This window comes from Sphingopyxis sp. 22461 (assembly GCF_052044915.1).
Classification (GTDB): Bacteria; Pseudomonadota; Alphaproteobacteria; order Sphingomonadales; family Sphingomonadaceae; genus Sphingopyxis.
In genome coordinates this window covers 277,817-303,067 of sequence record NZ_JBQENY010000007.1, presented here as the reverse complement: position 1 = coordinate 303,067, position 25,251 = coordinate 277,817, and the positions used below count along the sequence as shown (strand labels likewise).

Here is a 25,251-nt window from a genome sequence, read left to right as displayed (position 1 = left end):
ACGCGATGCGTCTATATCAAAGGACCGGCTCGCCGTTCTGGTGGCTCGACACAACCGTCGGGGGTAACAGATATCGCGGCAGTACGGGCGAGACGGGAAAGCGAGAAGCGAAAAAGGCAGCGGACCGCATAGTCGATCAGCTTGAGCAGAACCTCAAGCGTGCCGGCGAAGTCTGGACGATAAGCCAGGCACTCGGCAAATGGTACACAGAACACGCCGAGATCAAGCGCAGCGGCGATGCGATATGGTCGAACATCGGCAATATCGAACGCTGCCTAGACTGTTCCACCCCCGTAGACATGCTCACCTCTGCCATGCTGATGGACTTTCGCGCGAAACGCCGCGGCGAACCAGCATATCGCAGCGCAACGACCGAGAAGGCAAAAGAGCGGGCCGCCAAGCTGCCGCCTCGCTATGTGCAGGCCCCGACGATCAACCGAGATCTAGCCTATCTGCAAGCGGCCCTGCGTCACGCCAAGCTGATGCACCTACAGCCGGTGGCCGATATCCCGTGGTCGAAGATCAAATACCCTGAGAATGAGCCCCGCAACCGCTTCGCCTCGCATGACGAATTCGAGGCGATGCAGTCCATCGACGACGCCGATCTGGCCGATATCATCCTCGCCGCGACCGCTACAGGCCTCAGGCGCGGGAATATGCGCTGGACATGGCGCCAAGTGGATTTGCGCGGCAAGACCGTGACGATCGCTCGGACCAAGGGGCGGGTGCCTATCATTGTCCGCCTGTCCGCTCCCGTCGTCGAAATGCTCAAGCGTCGTCGTGCTGCTGCGACCAAGGGAACGGAAGTGCCATCGCCCGACGCGGAGGTGTTCGACTTCACCAATTTCCGGCGCCGCTGGGAGAGGCTTCGCAAGTCGCTCGGCATGGCTGATTTTCATTGGCACGATCTGCGCCACACTTTCGGGACGTGGGCGCGAAAGTGTGGCGTCGATCTGCCCACGCTCAAGGAAGCAATGGCGCATCGCGATATCAAAACGACGATGCGTTACGCCCAAGTCGAAGCGGACGAAATTGCGACCACTTTTGACAAAGTCGGGGACAGAATGGCACAATCTACGGCACACTCGGAGGGCAAATCGTGGAAAGCCAGTTAGTTAGCCGCCCCCGAACACAGATTAGGAATCTGATGCTCTATCCTGCTGAGCTACGGGTGCGCCGCCGCTCGTTTAGCGGTGCAGCGCGCAAAGCGTCAATCGCGATGGATCAATTGGCCGCCTCGGGCGGGACGATCGGCACGAGCAGGGGCATCGCGGCGATCCCGTCGTCGTGCAGCGATTGCGCTTCTTCGGGCGAGGCCTGGCCGTGGATCAGGTCTTCGGCCGCGCGTCCTTCGTGCATCGCGCGCGCCGCATCGGCGAAATCGCGCCCGACCCAGCGCGACTGCGGCAGCATTTCGGCCTGCTTCGCGGCAATGTCGGCGAACAATTTGCGCACCAGGTCGGGCGATGGCTCGGGCGAACCCGCCGGTTTGATGGGCGGCTGTTCCGCCCCCTGACGGTTGGACTTGGCACCGACCCGCGGCGCCATCACCGCCTTTTTCACATCGTCATCGCCGCACACCGGGCAGTTGATCAGCCCGCGCGCCTGCTGGTCGGAGAAACTCTCGCTGCTCGCGAACCAGGCCTCGAAACGGTGATCGCCGGCGGCGCAGCAAAGGTCGAAAACGATCAAGGTCAGCCCAGTCCCAACAACGGGTCGAGCCCGCCGCGCGCATCGAGCGCCGCCATATCGTCGCTGCCGCCGATATGCTTGCCGTCGATGAATATCTGCGGGACGGTGCGCGCGCCACCCGCGCGCTCGACCATCGCGTCGAACCCGGCGCGGTCCATCGTCAGGTCAATTTCCTGATATTCGACGCCCTTGCGTTCGAGCAGCGCCTTGGCCCGCGAGCAATAGGGGCAGAAGAACTTCGTAAAAACTTCGATCTTGGCCATGCGGCTATCCTGTCATCCTTCACTCGCCATATCGGAATCCAACGAAGCAAAGTCAAATATGTTGCTTGTCATGAGGGCCTCGGGAACGACGCGCGCCCATGTTAGAGCGGACACTTGTGCGGCGCCGCTGCGCCCGAGCACCCGCGCCGCCGCGCGCAGCGTCGCGCCGCTGGCATGGACATCGTCGACCAGCACCAGATGCCGCCCCGCCGCGCGCGCCTTGCCATCGTCCGCCAGCGCAAAGGCACCGGCGACGATCCGGTCACGCTCGCGCCGCCCCTTGCCGCGCAGCGATGCCGTCGCCTTCGTACGCAAAAGCAGGTGATGATCGCGCGGAGCGCCGGTCAGCCGCGCCAGTTCGTCCGCGATCAACGCCGCCTGATTGAACCCGCGCGACCACAGGCGCCAGCGGTGCAACGGCACCGGAACCAGCAGCATCGCGTCGATATCCCCTAGCGTGGCGAGATGCCGTGCCATCAGCCGCGCCATCAGCCGCGCATGCCCGGTCCGCCGCCCATATTTGAGGCGCAGCGCCACCGTGCGCGCGACGGGGCCATAGGCGACCGCTGCGGGTGCGCCCTCGAACGGCGGCGCGCTCGCCAGACACGCACCGCATTGGGTCGGCCCGCCGGGCAAGGCGGCGGGCAGCGGAATCGAGCAGCGCGAACAACAAGGCCCATCGAGAAAATGGAGCGACGACCAGCAGGTCAGGCAGAATTGGCGGTCTTCGCCGACGATGATCCCGCATCCGGGACAGCGCGGCGGCAGCGCATAATCGACAACCGCGCGCGCCGCGGCGCGCAAAGTGCCGCGCCAGGCCCCGGCCGGCGCGCCGTCTTTTTCGACATCCCCCGTCGTCGTCGCCATCACCGGCTTGTGAAGCATCGCCGGGGGCGGCACAAGCGGCGCATGTCGCAGCCTCCCCGCCCGCTTTTCTCCCCGGCCCGCCACCGCGCCCAGCGCGACCGCATGGCGCGCCTGCCCGCATCGGCCAATTTCCTCGCGCCGCTCATCGCGGAAACCCTCCTCGACCGGCTCGCGATGGTGACGCGCGAATTTCCGCGCACGCTGCTCATCGGCGCGCATGATGCCGCGCTCGCCGATCATCTTCGCGCGACTGGCACCGCCCTCACCATCGCCGAGGCGGGGCCGCGCCTTGCCGCCGGAACCGGCGCGATCGCGGTCGAGGCCGACGCCATCGACCTGCCCTTCGCCAGTTTCGACCTCATCATCTGGCCCGGAGGGCTCGATAGCGTCAACGACGTGCCCGGCGCGCTCCTTCGCCTCCGCGCCCTGCTCGCCCCCGACGGCCTGTTGCTCGGCGCCTTCGTCGGCGACGGCAGCCTGCCCCGCCTGCGCCGCGCGGTAATGACCGACGGCGTGCGGTCGATCGCGCGGCTGCACCCACAGATCGACCTCGCCGCGATGGGCAATCTGCTCCAGCGCGTCGGCTTCACCCTGCCCGTCGTCGATGTCGACGCGCTGACGGTGCGTTACGGCGACTGGTTCGCGCTGGTACGCGACCTGCGCGCCGCCAGCCTGTCGAGCCGGCTCGCGCCCGCCCCGCCGCCCCTGACGCGCGAAGAAACCGCACGGATTGCCGCCGCTTTCGCGGGCCAGGCCGATCCCGACGGCCGGATCGCCGAAAGCTTCCGCATCGTCCATTTCAGCGGCTGGGCGCCGCATCCCGACCAGCCGCAACCCGCACGGCGCGGCAGCGGCACCGCCTCGCTCGCCGAAGCGCTCAAACCAAAGGACTAGATCAAAGCCTCCAGAAGCCCGATCAGCGGCTTGTCGGCGGGCGGCATGTCGAGCCCGTGCAGTTCGACGGGGCGTACCCAGCGCAGCGCGCTGGCGTGCTGTGCCACCGGCGTCCCGCGCCATTTGCGGCAGACGAACAGTAACAGCAGCAGATGCCGGTTGCCGAGCATGTCGCTGGCGAAACAGGCGGGCGCAAGGCAGGCGTGATCGACATCGATCGCAAGTTCCTCGCCCAGTTCGCGGATCAACGCCTGCTCGGGCGTTTCGCCGGGTTCCAGCTTGCCGCCGGGGAATTCCCACAGCCCCGCCATCGACAGACCTTCGGGACGCTGCTGGACAAGCAGCCTTCCGTCGCGGTCGACGAGCGCGGCCGCCACGACAACGAGCGAGGTTTCCTGCGGTTTTCCGGGGTCTGGCACGGACAAATTGTTAACCTTCCTGTGTGAATATGGGCACCCTCGGGAACTATAATTTCAGTCAGGGGTGGAACAATGCGAAACTTTTACAGGCTGATGCGGTCGACCAGGGCCGCCACAGCCGTCGAATACGGGCTGATCCTGGCCCTTGTCTTTTTGGCGGCCGTCGTTGCGGTAGGCAATGTCGCCAACTCCACCAACAGCATGTGGGGAAGCGTCTCGAACGCTGCCCAAAAAAATATGTAGCACCGCGACGGTCGTCCCTTTTCGGGGCTGCCGCGCACCGGTTTCGGGCGGGTGCCATTAAGATTTTCAAAACCTATTCACCCTAAACCCCCAGATGTTGACCCAGACCAGACCGTCAACAGGGTAAGTGAAATCAGGAGACCAGTCATGAAGTTCATCAAGAAGTTCGTTCGCGATACCAAAGCCGCCACCGCCATCGAATATGGCCTGATCGCGGCCCTCATCGCCGTCGCCGGCATCGCCGCGATGGGCGCAGTCGGCAACAGCGTCGGCAACACCTTCAACAAGGTTTCGACCGAGCTCAACAATAAGACGACCACCCCGTAATCGGGTTGGTTTGCGCCGCTATTGCGGTGGAAATCCGGAAAGGGCGGTGGAGCAATCCACCGCCCTTTTTCTTGCGCGCGCTGAAAGCAATTATCTGCTGGCGTACACGACGATCTTCACGCGCTGTCCCGGGGTCAGGCGGCTCGATGCTGTCAGGCGGTTGAGCACCTGGAACCGTTCGGTCTGATAATTGCTATAGGCCATTCGCCGCGCCAGGCTGGCAACCGTATCGCCGCGCCCGACGGTCACCACGTCGATCCGCCGCGGCCTGATCGCCGCCGCTTCCGCCGTGCTGAGCCGCCGGACGCTGCTGAACATCGAATTGAACGCGCTCCCGCCACCCGCCTGCGTCAGCGCGACGAAATGAAACGCGCTGCTGCGCGAAAATTCATAAGCGAAGACGGTGACATCGACTTGCCCCGACTGGGTATTCACCCGCGCGGTCGAATAGGATGCCGGGATGCCGTTCACCGTCGTGCGCTGGATCGCGCTGGGGCTGATCGACGCGTTACCCGCCACCGCCCTGAATGCCGCGGTGATATAGGCATTCATGTCGCCGCTGTACGGGCCGGTCGTAAATTGCGCCTGCCCGCCATTGCCGCTGACCAACACCGCATCGGCACCGTTCTGCATGCCATAGCCGTTCGGCACCGTGAAACGCAGCTTGAGGTCGGGGTGCAGGAAATCGCGCCCCTCAACCACGCCCTGCGCCGGATCGTCGCCATAAAGCACATTGTCGATCGAAGCGAGAAAGGCATCGGCATTGCGGGTGCCGCCACCACCGCCCGCCCGGCTCGCCAGCGTCTGCGCGTTGCGCACGCGCGACGCGGGGTCGGGGTGGGTGCTCGCCCATTCGGGCAGCGAGCGCGCGTCGCCGCCCGACAGACGGGCGTCGAGCGTCGTCTGGTTCGCAAGGCTCATCAGCATCGTCGACAGCGCCATCGTGTCATAGCCCGCGCTGCGCAGATATTGGACGCCGAGCTGGTCGGCCTGCAGCTCCTGGCTCCGCGAAAAGCCCAGCGTCGCAAGCTGTGCCACGCGCATCGAATTATTCTGAAGGAGCCCGCCCAGCCCGCCGAGCAGCCCGCCATTGTCGCCGATCGCCCCGCCCAGCACCGCGCCGAGCACGCCGAGGATCTGGTTGCGCGTCGCCGCCGACTGGCGCTTCTTGCTGTGCTGCGCCGCGACATGCCCGACCTCGTGTCCAAGCACGCCGGCGAGTTCGGCTTCGTCGTTCATCAGCGCCATCAGCTGGCGCGTGACATAGACATAGCCCCCCGGGATCGCGAAGGCGTTGTTCACCGGCGAATTGAGGAGGGTGACGGTAAAATCGCTTGGGCTACGCGACAGGCCCGACTGAACGGCGATATTCTGTCCGACGCGGTTTACATAGGCGGCCTGCGGGCCGTTATAGGCGCCGCCGAATTCGGCCATCAGCTGCGGATGCGCGTCGGTGCCTTGCTTGCGTTCGGCGGGCGAAATGCTCGTCGCGGTCTTGATCGCCTTCAGCTGTGCGTCGGCCGCGCCGGTCAAGGCCAGGCTGCCGAGCGCTGCCGATGCCGCCAGCTTGATCGCTAGCCCGTTTTTCGTCTTCCGCACCATCGAAGCGCCTCCCTATCCGTTTCTTCTTTCAGGAATATCCCCGATTCACCACAAGGCAAGCCGCATCCGCGGTGCCCTTGGCGAAAGAAACGCGAAGCCCGGCGATCGGGTTCCGGTTCAGGCGCGGCGCGCCTGAATTTATGGGCCGCTCAAGCGCGGCCCATGGCGAGGAATTTTTCCTCGCGCGCCGCGAGCAAGGTTTCGCGCGGCAATCCTGCCAGCGCGCCCAGTTCCTGCTCGATCGCATCGCCGAGCGCGGCAATTGCGACTTCGGGCGCGCGATGCGCGCCGCCAACGGGTTCGGTGACGATGCGGTCGATGATTTTCAGCCCCAGCAGGTCCTGCGCCGACATCTTCATCGCCGCGGCGGCGTCGGCCGCCTTGTCCGACGTGCGCCACAGGATCGACGCGCAGCCTTCGGGTGAAATCACCGAATAGACGGCATGTTCGAACATCAGCACGCGGTTCGCGGCGGCGAGCGCGATCGCGCCGCCCGAACCGCCCTCGCCGACCACCGCGGCGACCATCGGCACGCCCAAGGCGAGGCATTGTTCGGTCGAGCGCGCGATCGCTTCGGCCTGGCCGCGCTCTTCGGCCTGGATTCCGGGAAAGGCGCCCGACGTGTCGACCAAAGTCACCACCGGCAGCCCGAAACGGTCGGCGAGCTGCATCAGGCGGATCGCCTTGCGATAGCCCTCGGGCTTCGCCATCCCGAAATTATGCTTCATGCGCGACGGGATATCGTCGCCCTTTTCGTGACCGATGACCATCACGCGGCGGCCGCGAAACCGCGCCATTCCGCCCAAAATCGCCTGATCGTCGCCGAAATTGCGGTCGCCGGCCAGCGGCATCCAGTCGTCGAACAGGCCGGCGACATAATGTTTGAAATGCGGGCGGTCGGGGTGGCGCGCGACCTGCGTCTTTTGCCAGGGCGTCAGTTTCGAATAGATTTCGCGGAGCAATTTCGAGGATTTGCCCTCAAGCTGCGCGATATCATTGTCGATGTTGAGCGTGGGGTCGTCCCCCATCTCGCGTAGCTCGGCAATCTGCCGATCGAGCGCGGCGACCTGTTTTTCGAAATCCAGAAAGGCTGTCATAGGCGAGCGCTAGGACGAAGGCGGCTCAACGTCAACGTCCGGGTCGAGGCTGGCCATCCGCGCCAGCGGATGCCGTTTGTTGACCAGTTCGACGAGGCGGCGGCTGTCGACATGCGTGTAGATTTCGGTCGTCGCGATATCGGCGTGGCCGAGCATCAATTGCAGCGCGCGCAGATCGGCCCCGCCCTCGAGCAGATGCGTGGCGAATGCGTGGCGCAGCACGTGCGGGCTGATCGCGGTTGGGTCGACCCCCGCCCGCGCGGCAAGGTCGCGCAGCATCTGGAACAGCCGCACGCGCGAGATATGCGCCTTGCCCGACGGGAACAGCCAGGGCGATCCATCGGCGAGGAGCGGCAGCCAGCGATCGAGCACGGTCCGCGCGCGTTCGGACAGCGGAACGAGCCGCTCCTTGTCGCCCTTGCCGCGGATGATCAGATATTCGCGCCCGCCGGCGATCGCGCGCCGGGGCAGCGACACCAGTTCGCTGGCGCGCAGGCCCGACCCATAAAGAAGTTCGAGCAGCAACAGCATCCGCACCGCCGCGGCGGGCGGCGCCTCTCCCGCCGCTTCCTCCTCGGCCTGCTCGAACAATCGATCGACATGCGCGTGAGTCAGGATACGCGGGAGCGGGCGGCGCGTCGCGGGGCGCGCGATATCGAGCGCCGGATTGTCCGCCCGCTCGCCCTCATCGAGCAGAAAAGCGAAGAACTGGCGCAGCGCCGACAGCTTGCGCGCCGCGCTGCTTGCCGCAAGCGATTGATAATCCGCCATCAATTTGCGCAGCGCCGCCGCATCGGCATGGGCCAGCCGGCCCTGCACCCACTCGGCCGCCTGCTCCAGATCGCGCCGATAGGCGGCCAGCGTGTTACGCGAGGCACCGCGCTCGGCCGCCATCATTTCAAGGAAGCGGTCGATCAGCGCCGCGTCAGACATCGCCGATGTCCGGCAGCGAGATAACCTCAGACACGCACCAGCGCTTCGGCCGCGATCATCCGCGCTTCGGCCGCGAGCCCCACGTCGCGCAGCGCCCGAACGATATAATAAAGATGATAGGGCGGGACCTCCGACCACTCGCCCTGCATCCCCGCCGCCGCGAGAAGCGCCACCATGCCCGGCTCGCGCCGTTCGGCCGCCGCCATGATCGCGCGCGACCATCGCGTCTGTTTGCCCAGATCGACCTCGAGATCGCTCGCCGCCGAAGCTGCTGCGCTCGCGTCGAGCCGCCCGAGGCCCGCGAGCCCCGCGAGCAGGAATTTCGATCGCAAGGCGTCGGCGCTGTCATCGTCGCCCGCAAACTGGCCGACGGCGCCCGCGCTCATGCCGGTCAGCGGCCGCGGCGATCCCACCGCGAGCACCGCCCATGCGCGGCTGCCCACCGAAACGGTCGGAACCCACGCGATCGCATTTTCGTCATATCCGCCCGCGAGCATCGATCCCAGCAGCTGCCAGGGATCGCCGCCCACGTCGGTATTGACCGGCAAGGCCGCGGCGGCGCGCGCGGTTGCGACCATCGCGGCATAGCTTTGCGTCGGCGTGCCGCCCGTGCCCCACAGCTGCTGCATCGCGGCATAACGGTCGGCACCGGCAGCGAGGCGAAACGCGCCGCGCAGCCGATCGGTCTGGGTCACGAGCGCCTCGGCGGGCTCTTCTTCGCTCGCCGCGGCGCTCAAGAGCGAGACATAGGCTTCGCTCGACAGCACGCCGCGCGCGGCGGCTTCGGGCGCGGCGGCGATGCGGCTGGCCATGTCGGTCATCGGCGCGAGCACCGTCCAGCTTTTGATATTGGACGGCGCCGCGGTGCGCAGCGCCTCGGGCACCGGGATAGCGGTCGCGGTCGCCATGCCGAAGCGCCAGCTGGTCAGCCGGTCGATATTGTCCCACTCGATCGTCGTCGAGCGGCGCCCGGCGCCCGTCGCGCCGAGCACGCGTTCGGTGAGCAGGATGTCGAAGTTCGAGATTTTACCGCTCGACCGCACGCGGCCGATCGCCCAGCCCGCCGGCCCGGCTTCGCCCGACAGCCCCGAACAGATCGCCGACGCCAGGCGCCACGCCTGCTCATCGCCATGGGCAAGACCGGCCGGAACATAGGGACACATGCCCGCCGGGTCGGCGTTGGCAAGATAGGTTTGCTGCGCCGCGGCGACGAGGCGCGGGCTCGCCCGGTCATAGTCGACCGACTGGACGATCCGGCGCGCTATGATCGATTCGCCCATGCGCAGCAGCAGCGCCGTGCGAGCGGCGGCAAGGTCGGCGCCGTTGATCGTGTCGGGGGTGTCGATCGCCGACGCGAGCGATCGGCGGAGCAGGATCTGCCCCCAGCGCGATGCGAACTGGCCGTTCGTCTTGCCCATGATCGCGGCGGCATATTGGCCGCGCACGCCGAACGCATCGGGTGCAAGCCCGCCCGTTTCGGGCGTCAGCGGCCCGATCCGCGTCAGCAGGCGGCGCGCGCCCGGCGGCAGGTCGTATTTCAGACCGCCCGATTCGACCTCTTCGTCCTCCTCGCCCTCTTCGCCGGTTTCGGCCGGCGCGCTCGCGCTAGCGGTCCCGGACGTCGGCACGACAGGCGGCGGGGCGCTGCCATTAGCGGGCGCCGAACCCGGGGTTGGCGTCGCAGTCGGCGACGGCGTGGGGGTCGGTCGCGGCGCGGGCGTCTCGGCGGGGTTGCCAAAGCCTTCGGGCAGCAGCGATTCCTGCGCGAGTGCGGGCAGGACCAGCGCCGCGGCGAGCGCGGTGCCCGACAGGCCCAGCGTCAGCGAAAGCGTTTTCATCTTCATCGTGGAGCGCTTTCGGCAATCTTGTCTGTCACGTCCACCTCAATCATTCGCGGCTCGATCGGCCGGCCCAGGAACAGCAGGAACAGGAAGAACGCCACCAGCACCAGCGCCAGCACGATCAATCGTGCAATCCAGCGGCTCTTTCCCGATCTGCCCCGCGCGCGCAATATCCAATGCCTGCCGTTCGTCTCATTTGAACCGCAGCAAAACCATTGTTCCGCGCGGCCCCTTCGGTATAGCCGCGCGCACCATGTCGCGAAACCCGAAAAGCCCGGCTGCTGCCATCCCCGCGTCGATCCGCGACCGGTCGATCGTGCTCGTCGGGCTGATGGGGTCGGGCAAATCGACGATCGGCCGCCGCCTCGCGCAACGCCTCGGCATGCGCTTCGCCGACGCCGACGACGAAATCGAACGTGCGGCAGGCATGACGATCTCCGACATTTTCGCGCGTTTCGGCGAGGCGCATTTTCGCGACGGCGAACGCCGCGTGATTTCGCGGCTGCTCGGCGAAAAGCCGATGGTGCTCGCGACCGGCGGCGGCGCCTTCGTCAATGAAGAGACGCGCGCGCTGATCCTGCAGGGCAGCCTTTGCATCTGGCTCGACGCCGATATCGCAACGCTCGTCGAACGCGTCGGCCGCCGCAGCCATCGCCCGCTGCTCAAGAATCGCGACCCCGGCGAGGTGCTCCGCGAACTGGCGGCGGTCCGCAACCCCATCTATGCCGAGGCGCATATTCGCGTCAGTTCGGCAAGCACGCCGCACGACCATACGGTGCGCGCGATCCTCGAGGCTCTGTCAAAGTGGGAAGATCCGAAATGGAAAGCCTGACCGTCGAATTGGGCAGCCGCAGCTATCCGATATTGATCGGCGACGGGCTGATCCAGGGCATCGGCGATCATGTAGCGCCGCTGCTGAAACGCCCGCGCACGATGATCGTCACCGACACCCACGTCGCCGAACAATATCTGATTCCGCTCGGCACCTCGCTCGCGATGGCCGACATCTCCTTTTCCTCCTTCGTGCTCGATCCGGGTGAAGGCACGAAGAGCTGGGCGGGGCTCGCGCGGCTGACCGAATGGCTGATCGGCGAAGGCGTCGAGCGCGGCGACCATGTCATTGCGCTTGGCGGCGGCGTGATCGGCGACCTCGTCGGTTTCGCGTGCAGCATCGTCAAACGCGGCTGCAACTTCATCCAGGTCCCGACCACGCTGCTCGCGCAAGTCGACAGCAGCGTCGGCGGCAAGACCGCGATCAACGTCCCCGCGGGCAAGAACCTCATCGGCGCTTTCCATCAGCCCGCGCTCGTCGTGATCGACCCGACGACGCTCGAAACGCTGCCGCGCCGCGAACTCGGCGCCGGCTATGCCGAAGTCGTCAAATATGGCCTGATCGACGACGCCGATTTCTTCGCCTGGTGCGAAGAGCATGGCGCGGCGCTGCTCGCGGGCGACAGCGCGGCCCGCCACAAAGCGATTGCGCATAGTGTCACGGCCAAGGCGCGCATCGTCGCCGCCGATGAGCGCGAGACGCAGGACATTCGCGCACTGCTCAACCTCGGCCACAGCTTCGGCCACGCGCTCGAAGCCGAAACGGGCTATTCGGACCGGCTGCTCCACGGCGAAGCGGTCGCGGCGGGCATGGTCCTCGCACACCAGTTTTCGGCCGCGAATGGCCTCTGCTCCGCGGCCGACGCCGAGCGGGTGCGCGCGCATCTGGCGAGCGTCGACCTGCCGCACAGCCTCGCCAGCGCGGGCGTCAACACCGATGGCGCGACCCTCGCGGGGCATATGGCGCACGACAAGAAGGTGCGCGGCGGCAAGCTGCCGCTGATCCTGACCCGCGGTATCGGACAGAGTTTCGTCACCGAAGACTATGGGCTCGACGCCGTCGCGGCGTTCCTCGACGGCCGGGCGTCAGCTGATCGCTGACGCCTGCTCGTTTTCTTCGTCTTTCGGATCGTCTTTCTGGGCCTTCGCCGCCAGACGCCGCAAACGGAATTTCTCCAGCACGCTTTCGGCCTCGCGTCCGCCGCCTGGCTTGAAGCGATGGTCCATGCCCGCCGAAATGTCGCCCTCGTCGATCTGCGCCTGCAGCCGCGTCTCGTCGAGATGGCGCAAGGTCGCCTCGACATCTTCCATCTCGCGCGGATCGACGTCGAGATAGCGCAGCGCGGTGAGGCCCATCGCGACCGAGCTTTCAAAGACCTCGCGAATAACCCCGTCGACCCCCGCCCCGTCGATCGCGAGCAACTGGCGGCGGTCAAAGACGCGCATCAGCACCTTCGCATTCGGAAAGGCGTCGACGATCGGCTTCAACGCCGCGGCATCGACCGAGGCATCGTCGATGCAGAAGATGATCAGCCGCGCCTCGTCGGCGCCCGCACGGCGGAGCAGGTCGACGCGCAGCCCGTCGCCGAAATAGACCTTGGTATCGAAGCGGCTCGACAGCTCGATCTGGCTCGGTTTCTTGTCGATCAGCGTCACCGAACAGGCGACGCCGTGCAGCATCTGCGACACGATCTGCCCGAACCGTCCATAGCCGACGACGATCGCCGACCCGCGCGGCGCGCCCGCCGGATCATCGAGGTCGGCGGGCTCAGCGGCAGGCGAAAATTCGAGGTTGCGCGCGAACAGCATCAGGAACGGCGTCGTCACCATCGACAGCGTCACCACCGCGCTGAACAGGCTCGCCGCTGCGGGATCGATCAGCAGCGCGTCGGCCGCCTGCGCGAACAGCAGGAAGCCGAACTCGCCGCCCTGGCTGAGGAGCAGGCCGAGCCCCAGCGCCACCGGCCACGGCTTGCCGAACAACTTCACGATTAGCGTGAGGACGATGACCTTCACCGCCACGAGGCCGAGCGCGAGCGAGAGGACAAGCAACGGCCGCTCGATCACCGCCCCGACGTCGAGCACCATGCCGACCGCAAGGAAGAAGAGGCCAAGCAGGATCAGGCGGAACGGTTCGACATCCGATTCGATCTCGTGCCGATAGGGCGAGTCGGCGAGCATCACCCCGGCTATGAACGCACCGAGCGCAGTCGACAGGTGCAGGCTGTGCATCAGCGCGGCGCTCGCAAGGATGGTGAGCAGCCCGACGACGACGAACAGCTCGCGCTCGCCATACCTCCCGATGATGCGGAGCAGCGGATTGACGACGAAGCGGCCGGCGAGAACGAGCACGACGATCGCCCACAAGGTGAAAAACGCCATCTGCCACCCCGGCGGCGCCGACGGATCGGCGGGCGCGCGCGACAGCACCGCGACGATCGTGATCATCGGCACGAGCGCCAGATCCTGGAACAGCAGGATCGAGAAGGCTTTCTCGCCAAAGGGCGAGTTGATCCGCCCCGAGCTTTTGAGTCCCGGAAGCACCTGCGCGGTCGATGACAGCGCGAGCGGCAGGCCGAGCGCGAGCGAGGCCGCGGGGCTGAACCCCAAGGTCAGATGGATGAGCCCGGTGAGCACGAGCCCCGTCACGACGACCTGTGCCAGGCCAAGCCCGAAGATCGCGCGGCGCATGTCCCAGAGCCGGCGCGGCGACAGTTCGAGCCCGACGAGGAAGAGCAGGAAGGCGATGCCAAGCTCGGCAAAGGCGAGCTTCGATTCGCCGCCGCCGACGAGCCCGAGCCCGTGCGGCCCGACGATCGCCCCCGCGATCAGATAGCCGAGCACCGCGCCGAGCCCGAGCCGGCGAAAGATCAGCACGAACAAGGTCGCGACGCCGAGGAGGATCGCGCCTTCGACCAGTGCAGTATCGGTCGCGGTTTCGGCCACCTTTCCGGCCGCTTCCGAGGCGGCCGCGGTGAGCGCGAGCAACGTCATGCCGCCGCCGCCCGCTCCTCAAGCGCCGCAATCGCAGCGTCGAACGGCAGCAAGATCGCGCCGTGGCGCGCCGGATAGCCCTGCGCCGCCGCGAGCAGGTCGAACCCCGGCCAGTCGGGCTGGGCGTCCGCGCCCGCGAACCAGCTGGCGATCCCGTCGCGCGCGGCGCGCAGTTCGACGAGGCCGAGCCCCGGTGCGTGGCGCGCGAGCAATGCCGCCGATGCCTGACCCAGCGCGCACGCTTCGACATGCATGCCGACGCGTGTCACCCGACCCGCTTCGTCGGTATCGAGATCGAGGATGATCGCGCTGCCGCACAGCGGAGCGCGCTTGCTCACGCGGTGGCGCGCATCGGCGATCGGCAGATATTCCGCGGTCGCAACCGCGAGCGCCAATATGTCGCGATTATAGAGCGGCGCGCTCATGGCTTGTCGGCCCCGGCTGCTTCGGCTTCGCGCGCCTCGGCGCGGCGCTCGGCGATCACCTTGCTCATTGCAGTGCTCGTTGCATTGAGCGCCGGATAGGAGCGGCTGTCGGTCATCCACGCGGGGCGCTGCATGACGCCATAACCGATATCATAGAGCAAAGTGAGGAGCATGAAGCCGATCGAGGCGATCAACAGGCCCTTCACCGCACCGAAACCCGCGCCCAATCCACGGTCGAACCCGCCGACCAGCGACGCGCGGCTGCGCTGCCCCATCGCGCGCGATCCCCATTTGGCGAGCGCGAACACCCCGCCGAAGAGAAGCACGAAGGCGAGCGCCGCCGCGCCGCCCTCGGTCCCGACCCAGCCCGCGAGCAGGTCGGTCACAAGCGGGTGAAAGAAACGCACCGCCGCGATCGCGAGGATCCACGCGAGCAGCGTCGTCACCTCCTGCACAAGGCCGCGCGAAAAACCGAGCACCGCGCCGCCGCCAACCAGCACCAGCACGACGATATCCAGAGCCGTCAGACTTCCCATAGGCCGGTCGCTAGTCGCGCCCGAGCATCAGGTCAACGAGTTCGCCGAGGCGTTCGAAACCCGTGACCGAAATCCCGCCGACCTCCTTCATGCCCTTGGGACCCCAGCCGCGCGAAAAACCGAGCTTTGCCGCTTCACGCAGCCGCAGCCCGTCGTGCGAAACCTGCCGTACCTCGCCCGACAGCGACAGCTCGCCGAATACGATTGCGTCGGCGGGCACCGGCCGCTCGCTGAACGCCGAGATCAGCGCCGCCGCGACCGCCAGATCGGCGGCGGGATCGGTGAGCCGATAGCCGCCCGCGATGTTGAGATAGACTTCGGCGGCGCCCATCTGGAGCCCGCAGCGCGCCTCCAGCACCGCGAGCACCATGGCGAGCCGGCCGCTGTCCCAGCCGACGACGGCGCGGCGCGGCGTCGCCCCGCTCGCCAGCCGCACGGTCAGCGCCTGCACCTCGACGAGCACCGGGCGCGTGCCCTCGAGCGCCGGAAACACCACCGATCCCGGCACATCGCGGCTGCGGTCGGTCAGGAACAGGCTCGACGGGTTGCTGACTTCGCCCAGCCCTTCCTCGCCCATCGCGAACACCCCGATCTCGTCGGTCCCGCCGAAGCGGTTTTTCACCGCGCGCAGGATGCGATATTGATGGCTGCGCTCGCCCTCGAACGCCAGCACCGTGTCGACCATATGCTCGAGCACGCGCGGCCCCGCGATCGTCCCGTCCTTGGTGACATGGCCGACGAGCACGATCGCGGCATCGCTGTCCTTGGCGTAGCGGATCAGTTCCTGCGCGCTCGCGCGCACCTGGCTCACCGTCCCCGGCGCGCTGTCGATCAGGTCGCTATGCATCGTCTGGATCGAATCGATCACGACGAAATCGGCGGTCTGCTTGTCGAGCGTCGCAAGGATGTCGCGCACCGATGTCGCGCTGGCGAGCGCCACCGGCGCATCGCCGAGTCCGAGCCGCTGCGCGCGCAGCCGCACCTGCGCCGCGGCTTCCTCGCCGCTGATATAGACGACCGACTTGCCCGCCTTCGCGAGCCGCCCCGCCGCCTGCAGCAGCAGCGTCGACTTGCCGATCCCCGGATCGCCGCCGATCAGCGTCGCCGACCCCGCGACGAAACCGCCGCCGAGCGCGCGGTCGAATTCGGCAATCCCGCACAGCATGCGCTCGGGTATCTTGCTCTCGGCATCGAGCGTTTCGAGCGCGAGCGTCCGCCCGCCGCGGCTGAGGTCGTGCTTGGCCGAAAACACCGTTTCGCCAGCCTCCTCGATCAGCGTGTTCCACTCGCCGCAATCGGCGCATTGTCCCTGCCAGCGATAGGTTGCGGAGCCGCAATTCTGGCAGACATATTGACGTTTCGCTTTGGCCATGCGGCTCGCATAATCGGAACAAAGATGGAACGCTAGCCCTTTCCCAAACTCGTAGCGACGGTTCATTTTGTGCGCGCGTTGCTCTAGGGGAGCAGCAACACCCGAATCACCTTCCCACAGGAAAGCCCCGCGCCATGAAATTCTTCGCCGACACCGCCGAAATCGCCGATATCCAGGAGCTCGCCGCAACCGGCCTGCTCGACGGCGTCACCACCAACCCCTCGCTGATCGCCAAGTCGGGCCGCGACTTCAAGGAAGTCACGAAGGAAATCTGCGCGCTGACCACCGGCCCCGTGTCGGCCGAAGTCGTCGCGCTCGACCATGCAACGATGATGAAAGAGGCCGAGATTCTTCGCAAGATCGCGCCGAACGTCTGCATCAAGGTGCCGCTGACGATCGACGGCCTCAAGACGTGCAAGGCGCTGACCGGCGATGGCACGATGGTCAATGTCACGCTCTGCTTCTCGGCGGCGCAGGCGCTGCTCGCCGCCAAGGCCGGCGCGACCTTCGTCTCGCCCTTTGTCGGCCGTCACGACGACAATGGCTTCGACGGGATGCAGCTCATCTCCGACATCCGGCTGATCTACGACAATTACGGCTATGAAACCGAGATCCTCGTCGCGAGCGTGCGCCACGGCATCCATGTGCTCGAAGCCGCCAAGATCGGCGCCGACGTGATGACCGCGCCGCCCTCGGTGATCAAGGGGCTGTTCAAGCATATCCTGACCGAAAAGGGCATCGAAGGCTTCCTCGCCGACTGGGCGAAGACCGGGCAGTCGATCTGAGACACGCCTCACTCTCTTAGCAGTTGACGTAAACGTTAAGTCATCGCGATACTCCCCCGAAAGGGAGAGATTCGCGATGACCGACACCACCATCCTCACCGAACGCCGCGGCCACATATTGATCGTCACGATCAACCGGCCCGAGGCGCGCAACGCGGTCAACGCCGCGGTCCATATCGGCATCGGCACCGCGCTTGAAACCGCCGAAGCCGATCCCGAAATCCGCGCCGTCGTCATCACCGGCGCGGGCGACAAGAGCTTCTGCGCGGGCGCCGACCTGGTCGCACTCTCGCGCGGCGAAAGCCTCTATCCCGACGATCCGGCGCAGCAGGCGTGGGGCTTTGCCGGCATGGTGTCGCACCCGATCTCGAAACCGATCATCGCCGCGGTCAATGGCTTCGCGTTCGGCGGCGGCTGCGAGATCGCGCTGATGAGCGACATCATTATCGCCGCCGACCATGCGCAATTCGGCCTGCCCGAGGTCAAGGTCGGGCTGTTCGCCGCCGCCGGTGGGGCCTTCCGGCTTGCGCAGCAGCTGCCGCGCAAGCTCGCGATGGAATATATGCTGACCGGCGATCCGATCCCCGCTGCACGCGCCGCCGAGTTCGGGCTGGTCAATCATGTCGTTCCGCTCACCGATCTGCTCCCGACCGCGATCGCGCTCGCCGAGAAGATCGCGGGCAATGCGCCGCTCTCGGTGCAGGCGTCGAAGCGCGTCGCACTCGGCATCGAAGAAGGCCGCATCGCCGCCGACGCGCCGTTCTGGGAGCATAACACGCGCGAACGCGGCGTGCTGATGCGCAGCGAAGACGCGCGCGAGGGGCCGCTGGCCTTTGCGCAGAAGCGCAAGCCCGAGTGGAAGGCGCGCTGACATGGCGATGACCGACCCCGAGCGCATTCCCGTCATCATCGGGGTCGGACAGGTCAACGATCGGCCCGAGGACCCCGACTTGGGCCTCGACTCGCTCGGGTTGATGATCGCAGCGCTGAAGATTGCCAATGCCGATGCCGGCGGCGGCTTGCTGACCGACTTGGACAGCCTTGCGATCGTCGACCAGATCAGCTTCCACAGCCTCGGCAAGCTTCCCGAACCGCTCGCCGCCGCGATCGGCGCAACGCCCGCGATCAACTATCAGTCGGCGGCTCCGCACGGCGACACGCCCGTTCGCCTGCTCAACGAGGCCGCGAACCGCATCGGCGCAGGCGAAGTGAAACTCGCGGCGATCGTCGGCGCCGAAGCGCTCCGCACCGCCGCCGGCCGCGCCGCCAAGGCCGCGAGCGGCGAGGACAAAAGCTATAATGCGATCCGCAAGGTCGCGACACGCCGCGAGCCGAACTACGCCCAGCTTCACGGGCTGGCGGCGCCGGTAGACGTCTATCCCCTCTACGAGAATGCGACACGCGCGGCGTGGGGCCAAAGCCTCGCCGAAGCCCAATTCGAAAGCGCCGAAATCTGGTCGCGCTTTTCCGAGGTCGCGGCCGGAAACGACGGCGCGTGGATCCGCAAGCCGGCTTCGCCCGAGGATATTCTGGAGGTCAACGAGCGCAACCGCCCGATCGCCTTTCCCTATTCGAAGCTGATGGTCGCCAATTCGTCGGTCAACCAGGGCGCGGGCTTCATCGTCGCGAGTCTTGCTGAAGCATGGCGCCGCGGCATCCCCGAGGACCGCCTGATCCATATCGGCATGGGCGCGGCGGCGAAGGAGCCGGCAAGCATCCTCCACCGCGACCGCTATGACGGCAGCGTCAGTATGGAGACCTCGATCAGCCGCACGCTCGAACTGAACGCGATGACCGCCGCGGACTTCGATTTCGTCGAGCTTTACAGCTGCTTCCCGTGCGTCCCCAAGATGGCGCGGCGTATCCTCGGCTGGCCGTGGGACCGACCCGCGACGGTGTTCGGCGGCCTCACCTTCGGCGGCGGGCCGATCGCCAATTATATGAGCCATGCGATCGTTTCGATGGTCGAGAAACTGCGCGAGGAAGGCCGCTATGGCTTCCTCTTCGCCAATGGCGGCTTCGCAACCGACAATCATTGCATCGTGCTGGGCAATAAGCCGATTGCGGCGGCGAGCTTTCCGCAGGATTTCGACTATCAGGTCGAGGCCGAGGCGAAGCGCGGGCCGGTGCCCGAGCTGGTGGAAGATTATGCCGGGCCGGCGACGATCGAGAGCTATACGGTGTTTTACGGCCGCGATGGCGCGCCGAAAGCGGGTGTTGTGGTGGCGCGGACGCCCGACGGAAAGCGCACGCTGGCGCATGTCGATGTAAGCGATACGACGATGCTGGCGTTCCTCACCGACGGTAAACAGGAGCCGGTCGGGGCGGCGGGTCAGGTCGTCGCGCTCGATGAAGGTTTCGGCTGGCGGGCGTAAGCCTCTGCCCTCCCATTTATGGGAGGGGTCGGGGGAGGGCCTGTTCCGGGACCGAAATGCAGGAGCGCGACATGCCCTCCCCTAGCCCCTCCCGCAAGCGGGAGGGGAACTAGATTTCGAATGAAACCCCCTGCGCCAGTGGCAGCGTGTCCGAATAATTCAGCGTATTCGTCGCCCGCCGCATATAGGCCTTCCAGCTGTCGGAGCCGCTTTCACGCCCGCCGCCGGTTTCCTTCTCGCCGCCGAACGCGCCGCCGATCTCGGCACCCGAGGTGCCGAGATTGACGTTGGTGATACCGCAGTCGCTCGCGACCAGAAACCGCTCGGCCTCGCGCATGTCGGTCGTGAAGATCGCCGACGACAGCCCCGCCGCGACATCGTTGTGCAGCTCGATCACCCCGTCCAGATCATAATAGCGCATGACATAAAGGATCGGCGCGAAGGTCTCTTCGAGCACGGGTCCGACCTGCCCCGGCATCTCGACGAGCGCGGGCTTCACGTAAAAGCTCGCACCTTCGCCGACCCGCTCGCCGCCATGGACGACCCCGCCCGCGGCGCGCGCCGCGTCCAGCGCGTCCTGCATCATCTCATAGGCCGCGCGGTCGATCAGCGGCCCGACGAGCACCTCGCTTGTCAACGGATTGCCCACGCCGACACTGTTGTAGGCGGCCTTCAGCTTGGTGACGAAGCCATCGTAAATGCTGTCGTGCAGGAACAATCGCCGCGTCGTCGTGCAGCGCTGTCCCGCGGTCCCCATCGCCCCGAACGCCACCCCGCGCAGCGCGAGGTCGAGGTCGGCCGACGGCGTGACGATCACGCCATTGTTGCCGCCAAGTTCGAGGATCGCGCGCGCAAAGCGCTGCGCCAGCCGCGGTGCGACCGCGCGGCCCATCCGCGTCGAACCCGTCGCCGATACCAGCGCCACGCGCGTGTCGTCGACCAGCGCCTCACCCACCTCGCGCCCGCCGATCAAGAGCTGCGCCAGTCCCTCGGGCGCATCGCCGAAGCGCGCCAGCGCGCGCTCGAAAATCGCCTGCGTCGCCAGCGCGGTCAGCGGCGTCTTTTCGGAGGGCTTCCACGCGACGCTGTTGCCGCACACCAGCGCGATCGCGGCGTTCCATGCCCACACCGCGACCGGGAAATTGAACGCCGAGATCACCCCGACGACACCCAGCGGATGCCAGACCTCCATCATCCGGTGCCCCGGCCGTTCTGTTGCAATGGTCAACCCGTAAAGCTGGCGCGACAGCCCGACCGCGAAGTCGCAGATGTCGATCATTTCCTGTACCTCGCCCGCGCCCTCGGACGGGATCTTGCCCGCCTCGATCGTCACCAGTCTGGCCAGATCGTCTTTTGCCGCGCGCAATTCCTCGCCCCACAATCGAACGAGTTCGCCGCGGCGCGGGGCGGGAACATTGCGCCATGCGCGAAAGGCTGCCCTCGCTTTGTCGAGTGTCTCATCAATTGCCGCTGCATCGGCGACCCGCACCATTCCCAGCTCTTCGCCCGTCAGCGGCGTGACCGACGGCATCGAGCCTTCGGTCCACAATGCGCGGTCGACCCCTAGCCTGCCGAGGAGCCCATCAATATCCTGGCCCAATTGAACCATCATCTGTCCCTTCATTGGGCCGACACGCCCTTGCAGTTTGTGGCTCGCGGGTTATCGCAGCGGGCGAACAATGCAAACCCGAATGGGAGAGTCGTCCTTGTCCGAATTGTCGCCGTCCGAGCCCTTTGTTCCCGTTCCGGCCGATGCCGCGGCGAACACGCACTGCAGCGCCGCCGATTACGACCGGCTCTACGCGCAGAGCATCGACGACCCCGATGCTTTCTGGGCCGAACAGGCGAAGCGGATCGACTGGATCACGCCGCCGACCACGATCGGCAACTGGTCCTACGATCCCGTCGAGATCAAATGGTATGAGGATGGCGTCCTCAACCTATGCCACAACGCCGTCGACCGTCATGTCGCGGCGGGCCACGGCGACCGCACCGCCATCATCTTCGAACCCGACGCCCCCGATGGCGAAACGCGCCATATCAGCTATGCCACGCTGCTCGCCGACGTCATCCGCTTCGCGAGCACGCTGAAGAAGATGGGCGTCCAAAAGGGCGACCGCGTCACCATCTATATGCCGATGATACCCGAGGGTGCGGTGGCGATGCTCGCCTGCGCGCGGATCGGCGCTGTGCACAGCGTCGTTTTCGGCGGCTTTTCGCCCGAGGCGATCCACGGCCGCATCGAGGATTGCGCGAGCGACTGGGTGATCTGCGCCGACGAAGGGTTGCGCGGCGGCAAGGTCGTTCCCCTGAAAGCCAATGTCGACAAGGCACTTGAGCGCGTCGATGTGAAGGCTGTGCTGGTCATCGCACACACCGGCGGCCACGTCGCGATGAAAGAGGGCCGCGACCATTGGTACGACGCGCTGTCGGCCGACGTCGACGCCGAATGCCCGTGCGAGCCGATGGGTGCCGAGGATCCGCTATTCATCCTCTACACCTCGGGCTCGACGGGGAAGCCGAAGGGCGTGCTCCACACCGTCGGCGGCTACAGCGTGTGGACCGCGAGCACTTTCTATTATGGCTTCGACTATCGTCCCGGCGAAATCTTCTGGTGCAGCGCCGACATCGGCTGGGTCACCGGCCACAGCTACGTCGTCTACGGCCCGCTTCAGAATGGCGCGACGACGCTGATGTTCGAGGGCGTGCCAAATTACCCCGGCCACGACCGCTTCTGGCAGGTCGTCGACAAGCACAAGGTCAACATCCTCTACACCGCGCCGACCGCGATCCGCGCGCTGATGCGCGAGGGTGATGACTATGTGACGCGCCACGATTTGAGCTCCCTCCGGCTGCTCGGCAGCGTCGGCGAGCCGATCAATCCCGAGGCGTGGCGCTGGTATCACCAGATCGTCGGCAAGGGCCGCGTCCCCGTCGTCGACACATGGTGGCAGACCGAAACCGGCGGCATCATGATCACCACCCTGCCCGGCGCGCATCCGATGCAGCCCGGCAGCGCGGGCAAGCCCTTCTTCGGCATCCGCCCGCAGCTCGTCGATGCCGAGGGCGGCGTGCTCGTCGACGAGCAGACCGGCGGCGCATCGGAGGGCAACCTCTGCATCACGCACAGCTGGCCCGGGCAGGCGCGGACGATCTACGGCGACCATCAGCGCTTCGCCGAAACCTATTTCTCGACCTACAAAGGCAAATATTTCACCGGCGACGGCTGCCGCCGCGATGCCGACGGCTATTGGCGGATTACCGGCCGCGTCGACGATGTGATCAACGTCTCGGGCCACCGCATGGGCACCGCCGAGGTCGAAAGCGCGCTCGTCCTCCACGACCTCGTTGCCGAGGCCGCGGTTGTCGGCTTCCCGCACGACATCAAGGGTCAGGGCATTTACGCCTATGTGACGCTCAACGCCGGGGTCGAGCCGACCGAAGAGGTCGCCGCGGCGCTCAAGCAGCAGGTCCGCAAGGAAATCGGCCCGATCGCGACCCCCGACCATATCCATTTGACCCCGGGGCTTCCCAAGACGCGCTCGGGCAAGATCATGCGCCGCATCCTGCGCAAGATCGCCGAGAATGATTTCGGTTCACTGGGGGATACGTCGACGCTCGCCGATCCGAGCCTCGTCGACGGGCTGATCGAAGGACGGAAGAACAAATAACCCCAATCGTCATCCCGGACTTGATCCGGGATCCATTGCGACCGCGCGTCCGTGGACCCCGGATCAAGTCCGGGGTGACGAGAAAGTGACTATTTCGCCAGCGCCTCGCACAGGCTGTCGGTCGCAAGCGCGATGCGCGATTCCGCCGTTTTGCGATTGGCGGCGCTGTTCTCGACACCGCGCGTTTCGGTGTTGAACGCCAGCAGGCTGCCGAGGCGCTGGTCGGGGCAGAGGCTGAGATAGGCGCGAAAGCCGTTCTGGTCGCCATTATGTCCGACGAAACGCACCGCCGCGTTGCGGTCGATGAAGAAGGACAGGCCGGCCTGCGTCGTCTTGGCCATGCGGCCCTGCGTGAAATCCTCACCCGCCGCGATTTGCGGCGTCCACATTTCCTCGATCGAAGACCGTTTGAGCACCAGGTCGAACTCGGATTGGCGCGCCGGATCGCCGAGCAGGAACGCCGCATATTTCGCCATATCAGACATCGGCGCGTTGAGCCCGCCGTTCGATACCGTCACCCCGGTATCGACATCGAACGGCGCAGCGACCCGCCTGCCGCCCTTGATATAATAGCTGTGCGACCGATGCGACAGCAGGTACGGCGGGGTGCGGTCGAAATAGCTGGCGTGCATGCCCAGCGGCTTCAGGATATTTTTGTCGACATAGACTTCATAATCCTCGCCCGACAAACGCTCAATGACCTGCCCCAGATAGACGATGCCGGGGTTCGAATAGCTGAAGCGGCTGCCCGGTTTGAATTCGACCTGCGTATAAGGCAGCATCGCCGCGAGTTGCGCCCAGCCCTTGGGCTCGAACGGCTGCCAGTCATGGTCGCGCCACGGCCAGGTCCCGCTGCGAAAGCCAGCGCTGTGGCTCATCAACTGGCGCAGCGTGATCGCGCCCGTGTCGCCATAGGGATTATGCACGGCGGCGAGTTCGGGCACATACCGCACGATTGGATCGTCGAGCGACAGCAGTCCGCGATCGCGCAATTGCATGATGGCGATTCCGGTCATCGTCTTGGTGATCGACGCCCAATGATAGATCGTCTCAGCGTCGACGGGGACATGCGCGTCGGCGTCCTGCTCGCCCAGATGATCGGCGGCAATGGTCCGCCCGTCGCGCACGAGGTAGAAGCTGCTTCCCGCAATATTCGCCCGGCGCATTTCGGCGCGGTGCAGCTCACGAAAATCGCCAAGTGCCTTGTCGAAGCCCGTCTCCTTGCCCGCAGCCGGACTGGCCATCAGAACAAGTGCGGCAGCAATCCAGCGCGACATCACGATCCCTCCTGTTCAACCACGAAAAGGGACGGTGGCCGAAGGCGGTCAGAAATGAAAGTCGGGAAGCTCTGCCAGCGCGATGCCCAGTGCCTCGGCCCACCCGTCGGCGACGCTTTCGAAATAGGGGTCGTTGCGCTCGAACCGCCGCTCACGCACCGTCGCATAATCGTCGCGCTCGTGGACACGGAGGTCGATCGGCAGGTCGACGCCGGCATTGGCGCGGATCGTCGAATCGAACGAGACGCAGAGCAGCTTCACCGCATCCTCGAACGACATCGTCGGGTCGTACGAGCGCACGATGATCGGCCGCCCATATTTGGTCTCGCCGATCTGGAAGAAGGGATTATCCTCGCCCGCCTCGATGAAATTGCCTTCGGGATAGATGAGGAACAGCCGCGGTTCGGACCCCTTGATCTGTCCGCCGACGATCAGCGAGGCGCGGAAGAGCGATTCCGCCGCCGGACCCTCGTCGTTGTGGCGCATCACGATGTTGCGCAATGTCTCGCCGACGATCGTCGCGACCGCGAACATCGACGGCGCGGCGAGGATCGACGGATGGCGTTCTTCGGGGGCCTTGGTGCGCTCGTCGAGCAGGCTCACCACGGCCTGCGTTGTCGCGAGATTGCCCGCCGACATCAGCGTGATGACGCGCTCGCCCGGCAGGTGCCAGCTGCGCATCTTGCGGACCTGCGAAATGTCGTCGACGCCCGCGTTGGTGCGGGTGTCCGACATGAACACTAGTCCCTTGTTCAAACGCATGCCAACGCAATAAGTCATCGAATCCCGTTTTCCCCGCCCGGAAAG

At 66.1% G+C, this 25,251-nt stretch carries 25 protein-coding genes and 1 tRNA gene; 9 read left to right on the top strand and 17 right to left on the bottom strand.

Going from position 1 to position 25,251, the window contains the following annotated elements; all coding sequences use genetic code 11:
• The first annotated feature begins 5 nt into the window (after positions 1–5).
• Entirely contained in the window at positions 6–1,115 is a 1,110-nt protein-coding gene (locus ACTJI5_RS13980) for a tyrosine-type recombinase/integrase (protein WP_440860739.1), read from the top strand.
• Here ACTJI5_RS13980 and ACTJI5_RS13975 read toward each other — a convergent pair.
• The 4 genes from ACTJI5_RS13975 to ACTJI5_RS13960 all read right to left on the bottom strand — a co-directional run bounded on the left by ACTJI5_RS13975 (position 1,081) and on the right by ACTJI5_RS13960 (position 2,840).
• Positions 1,081–1,175, bottom strand: a tRNA-Arg gene (locus ACTJI5_RS13975). The two genes, ACTJI5_RS13980 and ACTJI5_RS13975, sit on opposite strands and share 35 nt — an antisense overlap.
• Positions 1,176–1,224: 49 nt before the next feature.
• Positions 1,225–1,692: a DUF1178 family protein gene (locus ACTJI5_RS13970; protein WP_440860738.1), complete on the bottom strand. Its 468-nt coding sequence runs from the start codon at positions 1,690–1,692 to the stop codon at positions 1,225–1,227.
• 2 nt (positions 1,693–1,694) lie between these two features.
• Positions 1,695–1,955: a glutaredoxin 3 gene (grxC, locus tag ACTJI5_RS13965; RefSeq protein ID WP_037518367.1), complete on the bottom strand. Its 261-nt coding sequence runs from the start codon at positions 1,953–1,955 to the stop codon at positions 1,695–1,697.
• 12 nt (positions 1,956–1,967) lie between these two features.
• Positions 1,968–2,840 carry a double zinc ribbon domain-containing protein gene (locus ACTJI5_RS13960; protein ID WP_440860737.1) on the bottom strand — a complete coding sequence of 291 codons (873 nt, stop codon included), beginning with the start codon at positions 2,838–2,840 and terminating at the stop codon, positions 1,968–1,970.
• Between the two features lie 24 nt (positions 2,841–2,864).
• On the opposite strand from ACTJI5_RS13960, the gene ACTJI5_RS13955 reads away from it, so the two are divergent.
• Positions 2,865–3,716 (top strand): methyltransferase domain-containing protein, encoded by an 852-nt coding sequence (locus tag ACTJI5_RS13955; RefSeq protein ID WP_440860736.1) that lies wholly within the window; start codon positions 2,865–2,867, stop codon positions 3,714–3,716.
• On the opposite strand, the gene ACTJI5_RS13950 is transcribed toward ACTJI5_RS13955, so the two are convergent.
• On the bottom strand, positions 3,713–4,141 hold the full coding sequence (locus tag ACTJI5_RS13950; protein ID WP_137892428.1) for a (deoxy)nucleoside triphosphate pyrophosphohydrolase: 429 nt from the start codon (positions 4,139–4,141) through the stop codon (positions 3,713–3,715). The two genes, ACTJI5_RS13955 and ACTJI5_RS13950, sit on opposite strands and share 4 nt — an antisense overlap.
• Before the next feature lie 384 nt (positions 4,142–4,525).
• Between ACTJI5_RS13950 and ACTJI5_RS13945 the strand changes: the two genes are divergently transcribed.
• Positions 4,526–4,705 (top strand): Flp family type IVb pilin, encoded by a 180-nt coding sequence (locus tag ACTJI5_RS13945; protein WP_058537333.1) that lies wholly within the window; start codon positions 4,526–4,528, stop codon positions 4,703–4,705.
• Between the two features lie 90 nt (positions 4,706–4,795).
• Here the strand turns inward: ACTJI5_RS13945 and ACTJI5_RS13940 are convergent, their stop codons facing one another.
• The 5 genes from ACTJI5_RS13940 to ACTJI5_RS13920 all read right to left on the bottom strand — a co-directional run bounded on the left by ACTJI5_RS13940 (position 4,796) and on the right by ACTJI5_RS13920 (position 10,303).
• Positions 4,796–6,307, bottom strand: a complete 1,512-nt coding sequence (locus ACTJI5_RS13940) for a M48 family metalloprotease (protein WP_440860735.1) — start codon at positions 6,305–6,307, stop codon at positions 4,796–4,798.
• A 149-nt stretch (positions 6,308–6,456) separates the two neighbouring features.
• Entirely contained in the window at positions 6,457–7,404 is a 948-nt protein-coding gene (locus tag ACTJI5_RS13935) for an acetyl-CoA carboxylase carboxyltransferase subunit alpha (RefSeq protein WP_058537335.1), read from the bottom strand.
• A 9-nt stretch (positions 7,405–7,413) separates the two neighbouring features.
• Entirely contained in the window at positions 7,414–8,337 is a 924-nt protein-coding gene (locus ACTJI5_RS13930; RefSeq protein ID WP_440860734.1) for a tyrosine recombinase, read from the bottom strand.
• 26 nt (positions 8,338–8,363) lie between these two features.
• Positions 8,364–10,181 (bottom strand): hypothetical protein, encoded by a 1,818-nt coding sequence (locus ACTJI5_RS13925; RefSeq protein ID WP_058537337.1) that lies wholly within the window; start codon positions 10,179–10,181, stop codon positions 8,364–8,366.
• Positions 10,178–10,303, bottom strand: coding sequence for a hypothetical protein (locus ACTJI5_RS13920; protein ID WP_269433259.1), 126 nt, complete (start codon positions 10,301–10,303; stop codon positions 10,178–10,180). Before ACTJI5_RS13920 ends, ACTJI5_RS13925 begins: the two co-directional genes overlap by 4 nt.
• 128 nt (positions 10,304–10,431) lie before the next feature.
• Between ACTJI5_RS13920 and ACTJI5_RS13915 the strand changes: the two genes are divergently transcribed.
• Positions 10,432–11,010: a shikimate kinase gene (locus tag ACTJI5_RS13915; protein WP_310255220.1), complete on the top strand. Its 579-nt coding sequence runs from the start codon at positions 10,432–10,434 to the stop codon at positions 11,008–11,010.
• Positions 10,998–12,110, top strand: a complete 1,113-nt coding sequence (aroB, locus tag ACTJI5_RS13910) for a 3-dehydroquinate synthase (protein WP_440860733.1) — start codon at positions 10,998–11,000, stop codon at positions 12,108–12,110. Before ACTJI5_RS13915 ends, aroB begins: the two co-directional genes overlap by 13 nt.
• Here the strand turns inward: aroB and ACTJI5_RS13905 are convergent.
• The 4 genes from ACTJI5_RS13905 to radA are packed head-to-tail and all read right to left on the bottom strand — an operon-like array spanning position 12,096 to position 16,336.
• Entirely contained in the window at positions 12,096–14,003 is a 1,908-nt protein-coding gene (locus tag ACTJI5_RS13905) for a cation:proton antiporter domain-containing protein (RefSeq protein ID WP_439511046.1), read from the bottom strand. The genes aroB and ACTJI5_RS13905 overlap by 15 nt on opposite strands.
• Entirely contained in the window at positions 14,000–14,428 is a 429-nt protein-coding gene (locus tag ACTJI5_RS13900) for an iron-sulfur cluster assembly scaffold protein (RefSeq protein WP_439511045.1), read from the bottom strand. The genes ACTJI5_RS13905 and ACTJI5_RS13900 overlap by 4 nt, the downstream gene beginning before the upstream one ends.
• Positions 14,425–14,964, bottom strand: a complete 540-nt coding sequence (locus tag ACTJI5_RS13895) for a CvpA family protein (protein WP_440860732.1) — start codon at positions 14,962–14,964, stop codon at positions 14,425–14,427. The genes ACTJI5_RS13900 and ACTJI5_RS13895 overlap by 4 nt, the downstream gene beginning before the upstream one ends.
• Before the next feature lie 10 nt (positions 14,965–14,974).
• The gene (gene radA / locus ACTJI5_RS13890; protein WP_440860731.1) at positions 14,975–16,336 is read right to left on the bottom strand and encodes a DNA repair protein RadA; all 1,362 of its coding nucleotides are present in this window, start codon (positions 16,334–16,336) and stop codon (positions 14,975–14,977) included.
• A 134-nt stretch (positions 16,337–16,470) separates the two neighbouring features.
• On the opposite strand from radA, the gene fsa reads away from it, so the two are divergent.
• The 3 genes from fsa (at position 16,471) to ACTJI5_RS13875 (ending at position 19,496) form a co-directional block, all read left to right on the top strand.
• On the top strand, positions 16,471–17,121 hold the full coding sequence (gene fsa / locus ACTJI5_RS13885) for a fructose-6-phosphate aldolase (protein WP_037518386.1): 651 nt from the start codon (positions 16,471–16,473) through the stop codon (positions 17,119–17,121).
• 76 nt (positions 17,122–17,197) lie between these two features.
• Positions 17,198–17,992, top strand: coding sequence for an enoyl-CoA hydratase-related protein (locus ACTJI5_RS13880; RefSeq protein ID WP_440860730.1), 795 nt, complete (start codon positions 17,198–17,200; stop codon positions 17,990–17,992).
• Between the two features lies 1 nt (position 17,993).
• The gene (locus ACTJI5_RS13875; RefSeq protein ID WP_440860729.1) at positions 17,994–19,496 is read left to right on the top strand and encodes an acetyl-CoA acetyltransferase; all 1,503 of its coding nucleotides are present in this window, start codon (positions 17,994–17,996) and stop codon (positions 19,494–19,496) included.
• Positions 19,497–19,605: 109 nt separating this feature from the next.
• Here the strand turns inward: ACTJI5_RS13875 and amaB are convergent, their stop codons facing one another.
• The gene (gene amaB, locus ACTJI5_RS13870) at positions 19,606–21,108 is read right to left on the bottom strand and encodes an L-piperidine-6-carboxylate dehydrogenase (RefSeq protein ID WP_440860728.1); all 1,503 of its coding nucleotides are present in this window, start codon (positions 21,106–21,108) and stop codon (positions 19,606–19,608) included.
• A gap of 94 nt (positions 21,109–21,202) precedes the next feature.
• On the opposite strand from amaB, the gene acs reads away from it, so the two are divergent.
• Positions 21,203–23,167, top strand: a complete 1,965-nt coding sequence (gene acs / locus ACTJI5_RS13865; protein WP_440860727.1) for an acetate--CoA ligase — start codon at positions 21,203–21,205, stop codon at positions 23,165–23,167.
• Between the two features lie 89 nt (positions 23,168–23,256).
• Here acs and ACTJI5_RS13860 read toward each other — a convergent pair whose 3' ends face one another.
• Both ACTJI5_RS13860 and ACTJI5_RS13855 read right to left on the bottom strand, forming a co-directional pair.
• The gene (locus ACTJI5_RS13860; protein ID WP_440860726.1) at positions 23,257–24,444 is read right to left on the bottom strand and encodes a serine hydrolase domain-containing protein; all 1,188 of its coding nucleotides are present in this window, start codon (positions 24,442–24,444) and stop codon (positions 23,257–23,259) included.
• Between the two features lie 48 nt (positions 24,445–24,492).
• The gene (locus ACTJI5_RS13855) at positions 24,493–25,224 is read right to left on the bottom strand and encodes a peptidase (protein ID WP_440860725.1); all 732 of its coding nucleotides are present in this window, start codon (positions 25,222–25,224) and stop codon (positions 24,493–24,495) included.
• Positions 25,225–25,251 lie beyond the last annotated feature (27 nt).